This is a genomic window from Kitasatospora phosalacinea (assembly GCF_030268885.1).
GTDB classification, from domain to species: Bacteria; Actinomycetota; Actinomycetes; order Streptomycetales; family Streptomycetaceae; genus Kitasatospora; species Kitasatospora phosalacinea_C.
Map to the genome: position 1 here is coordinate 67,006 of NZ_BSSA01000029.1, position 15,862 is coordinate 82,867.

Genomic DNA, 15,862 nt, shown 5'->3' on the forward strand with positions numbered 1-15,862 from the left:
GACAGGGGACGCACCGATGCCCACCACCCCGACCACGCCCGCCCCGCTAGTGATCGGCGTGGACTCCGGAGGCACCAGCACCCGTTGCGCGGTCGTCGGCCTGGACGGGCGCGTGCAGGCCCGCGGCCACGGCCCCGGCGGCAACCTGCGCTCCAGCCCGGACCCGGCGGGAGCACTGCGCCAGGCCCTGGAGGACGCGCTGCGCGGCGTCGACCGCCACCGGATCGCCGCCGGTCACCTGGCGTTCGCCGGAGCCGACGGAGAGGACGCCACCACCTACCGCGAGATGGCCGCCTGGGTCTGGCGGGAGGCCCGCCTGCCCGGTGCGCCCGTCGTCGGCGACGACCTCGCCGCCGCCGTCGCCGGGGCCACCGACAGCCCGGACGCGCTGCTCCTGCTGTCCGGGACGGGAGCCGTTGCCGCCCTGTACCGCGGCGGGGCCAGGACCGCCCGGCGCGACGGTTACGGCTGGCTGCTGGGCGACGAGGGCTCCGGGGTGTGGCTCGGGCGGCAGGCCGTCGTCCGCACGCTCGCCGCCCTGGACGGCCGCGGCCCGGCGACGGCCCTGCTGGACGTCCTGCCCGGGGCGCTCGCCGTGGAGAGCGGCGGAGCCGACGGCACCGGCACCGCCCTGGCCCGGCGGATGGTCACCGCCGTGCACGCCGCCCCGCCCGCCGAACTCGCCCGCCTCGCGCCGCTGGTGGACGCCGTGGCCAGGAACGGGGACCGGGTCGCCGCACGCATCGTCGCCGAGGGCGCCCACCTGCTGTTGCGCACCCTCGACTCCCTCGCCGACGCCACCGGAGCCGACTTCGCGGCCCTGCCGGTCGTCCTGGCCGGGGGTCTGCTCACCGGCCGCACCCTGCTCGCCGACCGGGTCACGGCCGCCCTGCGGGCCCGGGGCACCGCCACCGTTCCGGCCCGGGACGCCGCGACCGGGGCGGCCGCCCTCGCCGCCCTCGCCCTGCGGGCCCCGGCCACGCCCGCCGGGGCCCGGCGGCTGCACCGGGCCGTGGCGGGGCTGGGACCAGCCCGCACGGACACGGCGGGGAGCTAACCGGAGTGCCGGGCCCGGGTGCGGACGGCGGCGCTCGGCAGGCCCTCCCGGCCGACCCGGTCGACGGCGGTCACCACGTACCAGGCGTCGCGCGCGCCCTCCGGCTCCTCGAACCGGCCGACGGCCGCCGGGACGACGGCCACCAGATGGGCGGCGTCCAGGACCGGGTCGCGCCCCGGAGCCGCGTCGTAGCGGTAGACCGCGTACCGGAACGGCGCGGGCCGGGCGCCGTCCCGGACCCGGTCGCCACCACCCCGGACGCCGATCTCCAGACCGTCCGCGCCGCCGCGCCGGACCCGCACCCCGGGCCGTGCCGGGGCGGCGCCGTCGGCCAGCCGGGGCAGCAGCGGCACGAGCGCGGGCCGCTGCCAGTGGTCGGCCCGCAGGCGGCTGACCGCGCCGATCCGGTCGGTCCAGGTGTCCTTCGCGCTGAACAGGATGTCGCCGCTGACCTGCGGCAGCGTGGCGTTCAGGTCGAGGTGGCGGGAGAGCTCGGCCGGGTCCTGCCACGGGGCGGGCTGGGCCGGGTCGGCGACCTTGTACACGGCCTGGCCGATCCACAGCAGGGTGTCCGTCCCGGCGGTCTGGGCGGCCCACCAGGGCGCCAGCGCGCCGTAGTCGGCGACGGCCAGCCCGATGTGCCAGTACAGCTGCGGGGCGACGTAGTCCAGCCACCCCTTGGCGACCCAGCCCCGGGTGTCGGCGTGCAGGCCGTCGTACGACTGGAACGCCCGGGTGGGGGAGCCCGCCGGGTCGCTGGTGTCGTTGCGCCACACCCCGAACGGGCTGATGCCGAAGCACGCCTCCGGCCGGGCCGCGCGCACCAGGTCCCGCATCTCACTGACCATCAGGTCGACGTTGTGGCGGCGCCAGGCGTCGCGGTCCTCCCAGCCCGCGCCGTACGCGGCGAAGGCGTCGTCGTCGGGGAAGTCCCGGCCGCTGACCGGGTACGGGTAGAAGTAGTCGTCGAAGTGCACCCCGTCGACGTCGTAGCGGCGCACCGCGTCCAGCATCGCCTGCTGCGCGAAGCGGCGGGCCGCGGGCACCCCCGGGTTGTAGTACAGCTTGCCGCCGTAGGAGACGGTCCACTCCGGGTGGGTGCGGGCCGGGTGGTCGGGCACCAGCGCGGTGACGTCCGGCTGCATGGAGACCCGGTACGGGTTGAACCAGGCGTGGAAGGCCAGGCCGCGCTCGTGCGCCGCGTCGACCATGAACGCCAGCGGGTCCCAGCCCGGGTCCTGGCCCTGGACCCCCGTGATCCACTGCGACCACGGCTCGTACGGGGAGGGCCAGAACGCGTCCGCCGTGGGCCGGACCTGGACGAAGACGGCGTTCAGCCCGCGGGCGACGGCCCGGTCCAACTGGCCGAGGAAGTCGGTGCGCAGGCGCTCCGGCGGCAGGCCCGGCGCGGACGGCCAGTCGATGTTCACGACCGAGGCGATCCACACGCCGCGCAGCTGCGCCTTGGCACCGGTGGCCACCGGGACGGGGGCCGCGGCGTGGCCGGTGCCCGCCCCGGTCAGCAGCCCGCCGCAGGCACCGGAGGCGACGACGGCCAGCGCGGAGAGCACCGACCGCCGCGACGGGGCGGGGGAGCGGCGGGGGGAATCGGACGACGACATGACGACTCCGGGGGCTGGAAGGGACGGGAGCGCTCGGTGGCGCGGACGGCGCACTCCCGGCGGGGAGCGCCCACTGTGCCGGGTGCGCCACGAGACCCGTCAAGGGGTGCGCCACTCCGCGCGCCGGATTCCACTGTCAGGCAACTTCCCGGCCCGCGGTCGCCACCCCGCCGCGGGACGCGCACGACGACCCACCCACCACGCCCCACCCACCACGACTCCGGAGCGCACGCGGTGAAAGTACTCGGCCTGATGTCCGGCACCTCCCACGACGCGATCGACACCGCCGTGGTCGACCTCGTCCTCGACGACGACCCCGCCCGCCCCGACGGCCCGGTGCTGCACGGACGGCTGCTGCACCACGGCGCGGTGCCCTACCCGGACGCGCTGCGGGCCGACCTGACCGCCGCCCTCCCGCCGCACCCGGCCGACCTGGCCGCCGTCTGCCGCCTGGACACCCGGATCGGGCAGGCCTTCGCGGCCGCCGCGGCCGGGGCGGCCACCGCCGTCGGCGGGGTCGACCTGGTGGTCTCGCACGGGCAGACCGTCCACCACTGGGTGGAGGACGGGCAGGTGCGCGGCACCCTCCAACTGGGCCGCCCCGCCTGGATCGCGGAGGCCGTCGGAGCCCCGGTGGTCGCCGACCTGCGGGCGGCGGACGTGGCCGCGGGCGGGCAGGGCGCGCCCCTGGTCGCCCTGCTGGACGTCCTGCTGCTGGCCGGCCTGCCCGCCCGACCCGGCCTGCGCCGCGGCGCGCTGAACCTGGGCGGCATCGCCAACCTCACCGTCCCGCGCACCACCGGCGGCAGCGCCGCCGCGTACGACACCGGCCCGGCCAACGCGCTGCTGGACGCGGCGGTGCTGCGCGCCACCGGGCAGCCCTACGACCGCGACGGCGCGCTCGCCGCCCGGGGCCGGGTCGACGCCCGGCTGCTGGCCCGGCTGCTGGCCGAGCCCTACTACCGGCGCCCGGCGCCGAAGTCCACCGGCAAGGAGCTGTTCCACGCCGCCTACCTGGAGCGGGTCCTGACGGAGCACCGGGACGCCGGGGGAGCGCGGCCGACCACCGCGGACCTGCTGGCGACCCTGGTCGCGCTGACCGCCCGCACGGTGGCCGACGAGGTGCGCCGCCACGGCCTGCACGAGGTGCTGGTCTCCGGCGGCGGCTGCCGCAACCCCGTCCTGACGGCCGCGCTCGCCGCCGAACTGCCCGCGGCGGCGCTGCTGCCCAGCGGTACGGCGGGTCTGCCCGCGGACGCCAAGGAGGCGGTGGCGTTCGCCGTCCTCGGCTGGCACACCGTGCACGGCCTGCCGGCCTCGGTGCCGTCCTGCACCGGGGCGCGCGGCGCCCGGGTGCTGGGCACGCTCACCCCGGGCGCCGGTGGTCTGCCGCACCCGCCCCGGCTCCGCCGCCCGCCGGTCGCGGCGCTGTTCCACCCGGCGGCCCACGGCACCTGACGGCTCGACAGAGTGTCGGCACCGCGCCGACCGCCATCGACATCCCGTCCATCGCAGCGGGCGCGGGCCCGCCCCTACGGTGGGGGCCCGCGGAGGACAGCGGCCCGTACCGGCCCACCGGTACGCCCCGCCCCGGACGGCAGTGCGGCCGACCGCCCCCGCCTCCCACCCACTCGCACCGCAACCCCCCGTCTCCGGTACCCCCTTCCTGCCCCGCGGGCAGGAACCGAGAGGAACACAGCGGCCATGCACACGCCCCGGCACAGACCCTCCCCCGCGCGCCCCTGGTCCGCCCCCGCGGTCGCCACCGCCCTCGTCCTGGCGCTCTCCGCCTGCGGCGGCACCGCCGACGGCGGCGGGAACTCCGCCGACCAGGGCCCCGGCACCCCCGGCGGCACCTACACCGTCGCCCTGACCGAGCCCAACCACCTGACGCCGGGACAGACCACCGACAGCTACGCGATCCAGGTCATCGAGGGCCTCTTCGACACCCCGGTCACCCTCGACCCCAAGGACGGCCACGTGCTGCCGCTGGCGGCCGTGTCGGTCGAGTCGACGGACCAGAGGGTCTGGACGGTCAAGCTGCGTCCGGACGGCGTGTTCCACAACGGCGAGAAGGTCACCGCCCAGAGCTTCGCGGACGCCTGGAACGCCGCCGCCTACGGCCCCAACGGCTGGGAGTCCAACTACTACTTCGCCCAGATCCAGGGCTACGCCGACCTCAACCCCGGCAAGGACCAGCAGCCCAAGGCCGACAAGCTGTCCGGCCTGGAGGTGGTCGACGACACCACCCTGAAGGTCACCCTGTCCTCGCCGTTCAGCCAGTTCCCGATGATGCTGGCGTTCACCGCCTTCGCCCCGCTGCCCAGGGCCGCGTTCACCGACCCGAAGGCGTTCGACGCCCACCCGATCGGCAACGGCCCGTTCCAGATGGACGGCGACTGGGCGCACGACCAGCAGATCGCCCTGAAGAAGGCCCCCTCCTACGCGGGCAGCCGCAAGCCGATGGCCGACGGCGTCACCTTCAAGATCTTCACCAGCAAGGACACCGCCTTCACCGAGCTCCAGGCCGGGAACGTCGACGTCATGACGACCGTCCCCGCCGCCCGCGCCCCCGAGGCCAAGCGGTCCTTCGGCGACCGCTACTCCGTCCGCCCCAGCGGCACCATGGACTACCTCGGCCTGCCGCTGTGGGACCCGCGCTTCAAGGACCCCGACCTGCGCCGCGCCCTGTCGATGGCCATCGACCGCCCCGGCGTCACCCGGGCCATCTACAACGGCGTCTTCCAACCGGCCGACTCGATCGTCGCCCCGATGATCCCCGGCCACCGCGACGGGGCCTGCGGCGAGGCCTGCACCTACGACCCGGCCAAGGCCAAGGCGCTGTTCGACAAGGCGGGCGGCTTCAGCGGCCCGCTGGAGCTCTACTTCTCCAACTCCGACCCCACGTACGAGCAGTGGATGACCGCGGTCGCCAACCAGCTGAAGCAGAACCTCGGCATCCAGGACGTCACCTTCAAGAAGATGGCCTCCGCCGACCTCGGCCCGATCCTCAACAAGCGCCAGGGCACCGGCCCCTACCGCCAGAACTGGGTGATCGACTACCCGAGCATGCAGAACTACCTGGACGGGCTGTACAACCCCGACAACCGGATGGGCTGGAGCGCCCCGCAGTTCGACGCGCTCGTCGCCCGGGGCAACGCGGCGAAGGACGCCGCGGACGGCCTGGCCGCCTACCAGCAGGCCGAGGACCTCGCCCTCCGGGAGATGCCGCTGATCCCGCTGTGGAACTGGCAGGACCAGTCGGCCTGGAGCGACAAGGTCGGCCACGTGCTGATCGACCCGTACGTCACCGGCCTGCACCTCGACCAGGTCACCGTCCGGCACTGACCGCCCGCGGCGGCCGGCGGGCCGCCGCGGGTACCCCGTACGCACGTCCGCCGCGGCCCGGCACCCGCCCGGGCCGCCGGGCCCGACCCTCCGGGGGCAGCCTCCCATGGGCAGATTCGTCGTCCGGCGCCTGCTGCACGCGATACCCGTGCTGCTGGCGACCACCTTCCTCATCTACGCCCTGGTCTTCGTCCTGCCGGGCGACCCGATCCAGGGCCTGGCAGGCGACCGGCCCGTCCCGCCGTCCGTGCTCGCCGAACTGCACCGGCGCTACCACCTGGACGACCCGCTGGTGGTGCAGTACGCCAAGTACCTGGGCGGCCTGTTCACCGGCGACTTCGGCACCACCTTCCGCGGCCAGCCGGTCGGCGACGTGATCGCCCAGCGGTGGCAGGTCACCGTCCGGCTCGGACTGACCGCCTGGTTCTTCGAGGTCGTCCTCGGCATCGCGCTGGGCGTCTGGGCGGGCCTGCGCAAGGGCCGCTGGGCCGACCACCTGATCCTCGGCGCGACCACCGTGGTCATCGCGGTGCCCGTCTACATCGTCGGCTACCTGGCCCAACTCGTCCTGGGCGTCCGGCTCGGCTGGTTCCCGGTCTCCGGCGGCGAGGCCGGCTGGCCCGCCGCCTACGTGCTGCCCGGCCTGGTGCTGGCCTCCTTCGGCCTGGCCTACGTCGCCCGCCTCACCCGGGCCTCCCTGGTGGAGAACCTGCGCGCCGACTACGTGCGCACCGCCGACGCCAAGGGCCTCAGCCGTCTCCGGGTGGTCATCGGCCACACGCTGCGCAACTCGCTGATCCCGGTCGTCACCTTCCTGGGCGTGGAACTCGGTTCGCTGATGGCCGGGGCGATCGTCACCGAGTACATCTTCAACCTCCCCGGCATCGGCCAGCAGGTCTTCCAGTCGATCCAACTGCGCGAGGGCCCCACCGTCGTGGGCATCACCACCGCCCTGGTGCTGGTGTTCGTCCTGGCCAACCTGGCCGTCGACCTCCTCTACGGCCTGCTCGACCCGAGGATCCGCCATGACTAGCCCCCACCCGCCGGGCCCGACCGGGGACCTGCTGCTGCCCGCCGCCGACACCGACGCCCCGCCGCAGGCCCCGCCCGCCTCGCTGAGCCGCGACGCCTGGCAGCAACTGCGCGCGCGCCCGGTGGTGTGGGCCTGCCTGGCGGTGATCGCGCTGATCGGCCTGACGGCCGCCGCCCCGGGCCTGTTCACCGCCCTGTTCACCGACGACGACGGCCGCTGCGAACTCGCCCGCTCCAAACTCGGCCCGACCACCGGCCACCCCTTCGGCTACGACCTCCAGGGGTGCGACTACCTGGCGCAGGTCGTCCGCGGCAGCCGCCCCTCCCTGCTCGCCGGGGTCGCGGTCACCGCCGGGGCGCTGCTGGTCTCGGTGGTGCTCGGCCTGCTGGCGGGCTTCTACGGCGGCTGGGTGGACAGCCTGCTCTCCCGCGCCACCGAGGTGGCCTTCGGCCTGCCGTTCGTCCTGGGCGCCACCGTCATCCTGGTCGCCTTCCCCCGGCACGGCCTGGGAGCGATGACGCTCGTCCTGGTCGCGCTCGGCTGGAGCACCATGACCCGGGTGATGCGCTCCCAGGTCATCGCGGTCAAGGACGCCGACTACGTCCGGGCCGCCCGGATGACCGGGGCCCGACCGTCCCGGCTGATGCTCCGGCACGTCCTGCCGAACGCGGTCACGCCGGTCGTCGTCGTGGCGATGCTCAACGTCGGCAACGTCATCTCCGGCGAGGCGACCCTCGACTTCCTCGGCGTCGGCCTGCAGTACCCGGCCGTCAGCTGGGGCCTGCAACTCAACACCGCGCAGAGCTACTTCCTCGACCACCCGCACCTGCTGGCCTTCCCCGCCCTGTTCCTGTCGGCCACCGTCCTGAGCTTCATCCTGCTCGGCGACGCGGTCCGCGACGCCTACGACCCGAAGCTGAGGTGAGCGCCCCCGTGCCCGCCGCACCCCCGCCCCCGCTGCCGGAACCCCCGCGGCCGGGACCCCCGCTGCTGGAAGTGGACGACCTGCACGTGGAGTTCCGCACCCCGCGCGGCACCGTCCGCGCCGTCAACGGCCTCGGCTACACCCTGCACGCCGGGCAGACCCTCGCCCTGCTCGGCGAGTCCGGCTCCGGCAAGTCGGTGGCCGCCCTGGCCGTCATGGGCCTGCTGCCGACCCCGCCCGCCCGGATCACCCGCGGCGCCGTCCGCCTCCACGGCCGCGACCTGCTGCGGCTCTCCGACGCCGAGCACCGCAAGGTCCGCGGCACCCGCATCGCCATGGTGTTCCAGGACGCGCTGTCCGCGCTCAACCCCGTGCTGACCGTCGGCCACCAGATCGGCGAGCTGTTCCGCGTCCACCGGGGCCTGGGCCGCAGGCAGGCCCGGGCCAGGGCCGTCGAACTGATGGACCGGGTCCGGATCCCCGCCGCCGCCCGCCGGGTCGACGACTACCCGCACCAGTTCTCCGGTGGCATGCGCCAACGCGTCATGATCGCCATGGCGCTGGCCCTCGACCCCGAGGTCGTCATCGCCGACGAACCGACCACCGCCCTCGACGTCACCGTCCAGGCCCAGATCATGCGGCTGCTCGCCGAACTCCAGCAGGAGACCGGCACGGGCCTGCTGCTGATCACCCACGACCTCGGCGTGGTCGCCTCCGTCGCCGACCGGATCACCGTCATGTACGCGGGCCGCGTCGTCGAGGAGTCCGACGCCCCCCGCCTGTACGCCGCCCCCGCCCACCCCTACACCAGGGGCCTGCTGGAGTCCGTGCCCCGCCTGGACCGCCCCGGCCGACGGCTGGTGCCCGTCCCCGGCTCCCCGCCGGACCTCGCCCACCTCCCCACCGGCTGCGCCTTCCACCCGCGCTGCGCCGCCGCCCGGGCGCGCTGCGCGGACGAACGGCCCGCCCTGCTGCCCGTCGGCGCGGCCGCCGAGGAGCGCAGCAGCGCCTGCCACTTCACCGACGAGGTCACGGCCCGAGGAGGACGACCGTGAGCACCGGCGCCCCCGACCCGACCGACCCGAACCCGCCGGAGCCCGACCGGCCGGTCCTGCGGGTGCGCGGCCTCGCCAAGCACTACCCGACCGGCGGCGGCCCGTTCCGCCGCCGCGGCACCGGCGCCGTGCGGGCCGTCGACGGCGTCGACCTGGAACTGCACCGCGGCGAGACGCTCGGCCTGGTCGGCGAGTCCGGCTGCGGCAAGTCGACGCTGGCCTCCGTCCTCATGGGCGCGGAACGCCCGAGCGCCGGCACCGTCGAGGTCGACGGGCAGGACCTGTTCGCCCTGGACCGGCGGCAGTTGCGCGCGGTGCGCCGCCGGATGCAGATGGTCCTGCAGGACCCGTACTCCTCGCTCGACCCCCGGATGACGATCGGCCGGATCGTCGCCGAACCGCTCGCCATCCACCCCGAGGTGCTGCCCCGCGAGCGGCGCCCGGCCAAGGTCGCCGAACTCCTGCGGCTGGTCGGCCTGGACCCGGCGCACGCCGACCGCTACCCGCACCAGCTCTCCGGCGGGCAGCGCCAGCGCGTCGGCATCGCCCGGGCGCTCGCGCTCGGCCCGGAACTGCTGCTGTGCGACGAACCGGTCTCCGCGCTCGACGTCTCGGTGCAGGCCCAGGTCCTCAACCTCCTCGCCGACCTGCGCGAACGCCTCGGCCTGGCCTGCCTGTTCATCGCCCACGACCTCGCGGTCGTGCAGTACCTCTGCGACCGGATCGCCGTCATGTACCTCGGACGGATCGTCGAGACCGGCACCCGCGAGCAGGTCTACGGCTCGCCCTACCACCCCTACACCCGGGCCCTGCTGGCGGCCGTGCCGGTGCCGGACCCGACCCTGCGCGGCGCGCAGGTCGCCCTGCTGGAGGGCGACCTGCCCTCCCCGGCCGACCCGCCGTCCGGCTGCCGCTTCCGCACCCGCTGCCCGCAGGCGCAGCAGCGCTGCGCGCAGGAGGAACCCGCCCTGACCGTGCGGCCCGGCACCGACCACCCGACGGCCTGCCACTTCCCGCTGCCCGCGCAGGTCCCGCCGCCCCGGGACCCCGCCACCGGCAAGGCCCCCTGACGGGGCGCCGACCCCCACCCGGGCCCGGCGCCCGCACCAACCGGTCCCGCCCCCGCGCGCGGACCGCTGCTCCGCCCCGACCCGTCATCCCCGTGACAAGGAGCACCGCCCCCATGCCGCACCCCTCCCGGCCGCCCGCCCGGTCCGCGCGCCGCACCGCCACCCGGGGCCGCGCCGCCCTCGCGGCCCTCGCCGCCCTGCTGCCCGCCCTCGCCGTCGCCCCCCAGGCCCGGGCGGCCGAACCGGCTCCCGACGGCCCGCGCGCCGCGGCCTTCGCCGCGGCCGCCGCCGAGTACCGCGTCCCGCTCCAGGTGCTGCTCGGCGTCTCCTACCTGGAGACCCGCTGGGACGCCCACGGCGGCGCCCCCAGCACCGACGCGGGCTACGGTCCGATGCACCTCACCGACGCCCGCGGCGCGCTCGCCGCGCTCCCGCACCACGGCGAGGGCAGCGAGGACCCGCGCGGCAAGGACGACGCCCCGCTGCTCCGCACCCCGTCCCCGGCCGTGCCGACCGGCGACCCGGCAGCCCGGCTGGAGACCCTGCCGGAGGCGGCCCGGCTGACCGGAGCCGCCCCCGAGCAGCTCAGGAGCGACCCGGCCGCGAACATCCGCGGCGGCGCCGCCCTGCTCGCCGCCCACCAGGCCGCGCTCGGCGAGGCCGCCTCCGCCGACCCCGCCGCCTGGTACGGCGCGGTGGCCCGCTACTCCGGCGCGGACGACGAGGCCACCGCCCGCCAGTTCGCCGACGAGGTGTTCGAGGTGATCGCCGAGGGCCAGACCCGGCAGACCGACGCCGACGGCGGCCGGGTCGCCCTCGCCGCGACCCGCACCGCCCCGCGCACCGAGCAGGTGGCCCGCCTGCACCTGCGCCACCCCGCGGACGGGGCCCACTGCCCGGCCTCGCTCGGCTGCGAGTGGGTCCCCGCTCCTTACCTGCAGCTCTCCGCCGACCCCGGCGACTACGGCAACCACGACCTGTCCGACCGGCCGTTCAACCAGAAGATCGACCACATCGTCATCCACGACACCGAGACCCTCTACGACCCGACCCTGAAGCTGGTCCAGGACCCGACCTACGTCTCCTGGCACTACACGATCCGCTCCGCCGACGGCCACGTCGCCAACCACGTCGACCCCAAGGACGCGGCCTGGCACGCCGGGAACTGGTACGTCAACGCCAAGTCCGTCGGCATCGAGCACGAGGGCTTCCTCGCCCAGGGCGGCCAGTGGTACACCGAGGCGATGTACCGCAGCTCCGCGAAGCTGGTGCGGTACCTGTCCGCCGAGTACGGCGTCCCGCTGGACCGCGCGCACGTCGTCGGCCACGACGACGTCCCCGGCAGCACCGCGGGCAGCATCCCCGGCATGCACCAGGACCCCGGCCCGTACTGGGACTGGGACCACTACTTCGACCTGCTCGGTCGGCCCTTCCACGCCGTCGGCGACGCCGGGACCGCCGGGCTGGTCACCATCGACCCCGACTACGACGCCAACACCGAGCCGTACTACTGCGGCGACACCCCGGCCGACCTCTGCCCCGTGCACGGCTCCGCCTCGGTCACCCTGCGCACCGCCCCGCGCGAGGACGCCCCGCTGGTCACCGACATCGGCATCCGCCCCGCCCCCGGCGACTGGTCGGTGTACAACCACGCGGCCCGGGTCAGCACCGGCCAGCAGTACGCCGTCGCCGACCGCTCCGGGGACTGGACCGCGATCTGGTACCTCGGCCAGAAGGGCTGGTTCCGCAACCCCGCCGCCAGGCCCACCGCCCTGCCCGCGCTCGGCCTGACCGTGGTGGCCAAGCCCGGCCGCACCTCGGTGCCGGTGTACGGCCGCGCCTACCCGGAGGCCACCGCCTACCCGGCCGGCATCAAGCCCCAGGCGATCTCGCCGCTGCCCTACCAACTGCTCCCCGGGCAGCGCTACTCCTTCGGCGGGGCCGTCCACGGGGAGTACTACTACTCCACCACCTTCGACCCGGCGAGCCACACCGTGGTCCGCGGCACCAACCTGTACTACCAGGTGCAGTTCGGCCAGCGGTTCATGTTCGTCAACGCCGACGACGTCCAGCTCGTACCGAGCTGGGCACCCGTTCCGACCGGCAGCTGAGGCCGGTAGCGTGGGGGCCGACGGCCCGGCCGTCGGCCCCCACGACCGGCCCGACGGCCAGAGAGCCAGGACAGCACGATGACAGGGCACACGCCGGGCGGGCCCACCCCCCGCCCGCGGCCCACCGGCGCCGCACCGGACCACGGCACGGCCGCACCTGATCACGGCACGGCCGCACCTGATCACGGCACGGCCGCGCTGCACCGCTGGGACGGCGCCGACCGCTTCGCCACCGGAACCCCCGAAGGGCTCCGCCCCACCGGTGCCGCCCCCGCGTTCCCCGGTCGCACCGCCCTGGTCTGGCACGCGGCGATCGGCTCCGAACCGTACGCCGACCCGTTCGGCCACTGCCCCGGGACGTGGCAGTACGCCCGCTGGACCTCCCCCTGGACCCCGGTCGGCCTCGACCCCGACGGCGCGGTCGACGCCCACGAACTGGTGCCCTCCTGGACGGTGACCGGACCGGTCGGCACCCGGCTGACGGTGGACCTCCAGGTGCGCGACGCGGCGGGAGCCGAATCCGGCTGGTTCACCATGGCCCGCTGGGCGCCCGGCGACGAGGTCGTGCACCGCACCACCGTCCCCGGGCAGGCCGACGCCTTCGGCACCGTCGAGGTCGACACCTTCACCGCCGCCCCCGGCCGCCCGGTCGCCGCCTTCCGGGTCCGAGCGGTGCTGCTGCGCGCCGAGGACGGCGAACTCCCGGACGGGAGCGCCGCGCAGGACGCCCCGCCCGCCCTGCACTCCCTCGCGGTGCTGGCCTCCCGCACCCCGCCCGCCGCCCCGCCCCGGCGCACCAGCGGCCCCGGCGGAGCCTGGGGCACCGTCCTGGACGTGCCGCAGCGCTCCCAGGAGGTGCACACCGGCCACTGCCCGCAGTACGACGGGGGCGGCGAGGCCTGGGCGGGCCCGGCCTGCACCGCGATGCTCACCGCCTACTTCGGCCGCGGCCCCGCCGCCGGGGAACTGCTCTGGCTCGATCCCCGCGATCCCGCCCCCGACGTCGACTTCACCGCCCGGGCCGTCTACGACTACGCCTACCGCGGCTGCGGCAACTGGGCGTTCAACGCCGCCTACCCGGCCCGCTACGGCCTCCTCGGCCTGGTCACCCGGCTGCGCTCGCTGGCCGAACTGGAACGCTTCGTCCTCGCGGGCATCCCGGTGGCCACCGCGCAGGCGGCGCGCAGCGCCGAACTCGGCGGCTACGCCGCGGCGGGCAACATCATGGTGGTGCGCGGCTTCACCGCCCACGGCGACGTGGTGGTCAACGACCCGCTCTCCCCGACCGACGACGCGGTCCGCCGGACCTACCCGCGCGGCGACTTCGAACGGGTCTGGCTGTCCGGCGGCGGCGTCGTCTACCTGGTCCACCCGCCCGAGCGCGCGCTGCCCGCCCACCTTCCCGGGGTCACCGCCAACTGGTGAGCCGAGGGGCGAGTGAGCCCCGGGAGGTTTCCGGGCGCGGGGGCAGAGAGGTGCGGTCCTCCGACGTCCGGGCGCGGGTGAGCTGCAAGTCGTCGATCCGGCCGTCCACCAGGACGTCCGGCAGTGCCCGGACGCGCTCGTCCGGGCGGGTCGGGAACTCGCCGACGGTCTTCCGGTGGGCGGCGGCCACCAACCGGCGGTCGTGCTCCCAGGCCGAAGAAGCTGCGGTGCGGCGGGACGCCGGGCGCAGCTCAACGACCGTTCGAAACGGAACCTTCGCCCCGGCTCCGGGCCGCCCCGGCTCCGGGCCGTCCCGCCAAGCGGATAGTTCATCCGATTGCGTGGTACGGTCGCCCCGGATCAAGCGGATGACCTATCCGCTTGACGGGGTGTGGAGGTGCGCATGAAGAAGGCAGCCGTGGTCACGGCCGGAACCGGGGGCATCGGCCTGGAGACGGCCCTGGGGCTGGCCGCCGCGGGGTTCGCGGTCACCGTGGTGGGGCGCGACGCCGGGCGGGGGGCCGAGGCCGTCCGGCGGATCGACGCGACCGGACCGGCGCACCGGGCCCGGTTCCTGGCCGCGGACCTCGCCTCGCTCGACCAGGTGCGCGCCCTCGCCCGCCGGATCGCCGACGACCGGGCCGCCACGGGGGAGCCGCTGGCGGTGCTGGTCAACAACGTCGGGGCGATGTTCGCCGAGCACGGGACGCGGGACGGGATCGAGGCGTCCTTCGTCGTCAACCACCTCTCGCCCTACCTCCTGACCGAACTCCTGCTCCCCGTGCTCACCGCCGGTGCGCCGAGCCGGATCGTCAACGTGACCTCGGGCGCGGTCGCCGTCGCCAAGCGGGCGTTCGACGCCGTCGAGCCGCCGGGCGGCTACTACGGCTTCCACTGGTACGGCCGCGCCAAACTCGCCAACCTGGCCTACACGCTGGACCTGGCGGCCCGTCTGGAGGGCACCGGCGTCTCGGTCTTCGCCGCCGACCCCGGAGGGGCCGCCACCGACATGACCAACGGCACCATGGCCGACCCGAGGATCGTCTCGCCCGCCCTGCGCCTGCTGTGGCCGCTGGTGCGCCGCCGGTTCGAACGCTCCACCGCGGGGCCCGCCTCCGCGGCGGCCGGGCCCTCCGTCACGGCCGCCACCGACGGCGCGCTGACCGGCCGCACCGGCCTCGTCATCGGCCCCCGGTCGCAGCCGGTCGCCCCGCACCGGGCGGCGCTCGACCCCCGGGTCGTCGAAGCCGTCCGCCGGCTCGGCGAGCGGCACGCACCGCTCGCCCCCGCCTGAGCGGTGCACCCGCGCGGCGCCCGGCCGCGGGCGCACCGCGGTGGGCGGTGGACATCCGGATGAACCATCCGATTAGCATGGCCCCATGACGACGCCCCAGCGCAAGGACGCGGCCCGCAACGGGGAACGGATCGTCTCCGTCGCCCGCGACCTGGTCGACCGGGGGACGCCGTTGCAGCTCAACGACGTCGCGCGCCGGGCCGGGGTCGGGGTCGCCACCGTCTACCGGCACTTCGCCACGCCCGAGGCGCTGCTGGAGACCGTCGCCGCCCCCGGCCTGGAGGACCTCGTCGCCCACGGGCGGCAGGCGCTGGCCGCGGCCGACCCCTGGCGCGGGCTGGCGGACTTCCTGCTGCGCACCGTCGAGGCGCAGGTCACCGACGCCGCCCTGCCCCCGGTGGCGGCCGCGGCCACGGACGCCCTGCCGCGCACCACCGAGCTCAAGGAGTCGCTCGCGTCGGTCGGCACCGCGCTCCTCGCCCGGGCCCGCGAGGCCGCGGTGGTCCGTCCCGACCTCGCCGCCGCCGACCTCGTCCCGCTGGTGTGCGGCCTCGCCCACGCCGTGAACGTCCGCGGCGGCACCCCCGCCGACCGGGCGGACAGCGCACGGCGGTACCTCGCCGCCCTCCTCGACGGCCTGCGCGCGACGCCACCGGGGGCGTGAGGCGCCACCACCCCTCGCGGCAGCGGCCGAGGGCCCGGCCAGGTGTGCCGTGCCCGCCGCCGAGGCCGTCGCCCCACGGGTCGGGCCGCCGGTCGCCGCCGAGGCGCCGACCCCTCCTTCGGTCCGTTCCGGGCGCCGTGCCCACCGGTGGCGCCGCTGCCGGCGGTCCGGTCCTCTCGCCCACGGCAGTGCTGCCGAAGGCGTGGTCGGCCGACCTGGGGACCGGATCCCACCCAGCGGGTCGGAAGGGTGTCCCCG

13 protein-coding genes are annotated in these 15,862 nt (G+C 76.0%); 11 read left to right on the top strand and 2 right to left on the bottom strand.

Annotated features, from left to right (window positions below):
• The first annotated feature begins 16 nt into the window (after window positions 1-16).
• Window positions 17-1,057: an N-acetylglucosamine kinase gene (locus QSK52_RS30950; protein WP_285739527.1), complete on the top strand. Its 1,041-nt coding sequence runs from the start codon at window positions 17-19 to the stop codon at window positions 1,055-1,057.
• Here QSK52_RS30950 and QSK52_RS30955 read toward each other — a convergent pair.
• Window positions 1,054-2,679, bottom strand: a complete 1,626-nt coding sequence (locus tag QSK52_RS30955) for a glycoside hydrolase family 10 protein (protein WP_352230329.1) — start codon at window positions 2,677-2,679, stop codon at window positions 1,054-1,056. The genes QSK52_RS30950 and QSK52_RS30955 overlap by 4 nt on opposite strands.
• A gap of 234 nt (window positions 2,680-2,913) precedes the next feature.
• On the opposite strand from QSK52_RS30955, the gene QSK52_RS30960 reads away from it, so the two are divergent.
• From QSK52_RS30960 to QSK52_RS30995, 8 genes are all read left to right on the top strand, one after another.
• On the top strand, window positions 2,914-4,137 hold the full coding sequence (locus tag QSK52_RS30960; protein WP_285739528.1) for an anhydro-N-acetylmuramic acid kinase: 1,224 nt from the start codon (window positions 2,914-2,916) through the stop codon (window positions 4,135-4,137).
• Between the two features lie 246 nt (window positions 4,138-4,383).
• Window positions 4,384-6,027 carry a peptide ABC transporter substrate-binding protein gene (locus QSK52_RS30965; RefSeq protein WP_285739529.1) on the top strand — a complete coding sequence of 548 codons (1,644 nt, stop codon included), beginning with the start codon at window positions 4,384-4,386 and terminating at the stop codon, window positions 6,025-6,027.
• A 106-nt stretch (window positions 6,028-6,133) separates the two neighbouring features.
• On the top strand, window positions 6,134-7,060 hold the full coding sequence (locus QSK52_RS30970; protein WP_285739530.1) for an ABC transporter permease: 927 nt from the start codon (window positions 6,134-6,136) through the stop codon (window positions 7,058-7,060).
• The gene (locus tag QSK52_RS30975) at window positions 7,053-7,985 is read left to right on the top strand and encodes an ABC transporter permease (RefSeq protein WP_285739531.1); all 933 of its coding nucleotides are present in this window, start codon (window positions 7,053-7,055) and stop codon (window positions 7,983-7,985) included. Before QSK52_RS30970 ends, QSK52_RS30975 begins: the two co-directional genes overlap by 8 nt.
• A gap of 8 nt (window positions 7,986-7,993) precedes the next feature.
• Window positions 7,994-9,040 carry an ABC transporter ATP-binding protein gene (locus QSK52_RS30980; protein WP_285739532.1) on the top strand — a complete coding sequence of 349 codons (1,047 nt, stop codon included), beginning with the start codon at window positions 7,994-7,996 and terminating at the stop codon, window positions 9,038-9,040.
• A complete protein-coding gene (locus tag QSK52_RS30985; protein WP_285739533.1) occupies window positions 9,037-10,110 on the top strand; it encodes an ABC transporter ATP-binding protein in 1,074 nt (357 codons plus the stop codon). Before QSK52_RS30980 ends, QSK52_RS30985 begins: the two co-directional genes overlap by 4 nt.
• Before the next feature lie 113 nt (window positions 10,111-10,223).
• Entirely contained in the window at window positions 10,224-12,221 is a 1,998-nt protein-coding gene (locus QSK52_RS30990; RefSeq protein WP_285739534.1) for an N-acetylmuramoyl-L-alanine amidase, read from the top strand.
• A gap of 78 nt (window positions 12,222-12,299) precedes the next feature.
• Window positions 12,300-13,646 carry a C39 family peptidase gene (locus QSK52_RS30995; protein WP_285739535.1) on the top strand — a complete coding sequence of 449 codons (1,347 nt, stop codon included), beginning with the start codon at window positions 12,300-12,302 and terminating at the stop codon, window positions 13,644-13,646.
• On the opposite strand, the gene QSK52_RS31000 is transcribed toward QSK52_RS30995, so the two are convergent.
• Window positions 13,630-13,836 (bottom strand): hypothetical protein, encoded by a 207-nt coding sequence (locus QSK52_RS31000; protein WP_285739536.1) that lies wholly within the window; start codon window positions 13,834-13,836, stop codon window positions 13,630-13,632. The genes QSK52_RS30995 and QSK52_RS31000 overlap by 17 nt on opposite strands.
• Window positions 13,837-14,049: 213 nt before the next feature.
• On the opposite strand from QSK52_RS31000, the gene QSK52_RS31005 reads away from it, so the two are divergent.
• Together QSK52_RS31005 and QSK52_RS31010 are read left to right on the top strand one after the other, a co-directional pair.
• Window positions 14,050-14,940, top strand: a complete 891-nt coding sequence (locus tag QSK52_RS31005; RefSeq protein WP_285739537.1) for an SDR family NAD(P)-dependent oxidoreductase — start codon at window positions 14,050-14,052, stop codon at window positions 14,938-14,940.
• An 85-nt stretch (window positions 14,941-15,025) separates the two neighbouring features.
• Window positions 15,026-15,604, top strand: a complete 579-nt coding sequence (locus QSK52_RS31010; RefSeq protein WP_285739538.1) for a TetR/AcrR family transcriptional regulator — start codon at window positions 15,026-15,028, stop codon at window positions 15,602-15,604.
• Window positions 15,605-15,862 lie beyond the last annotated feature (258 nt).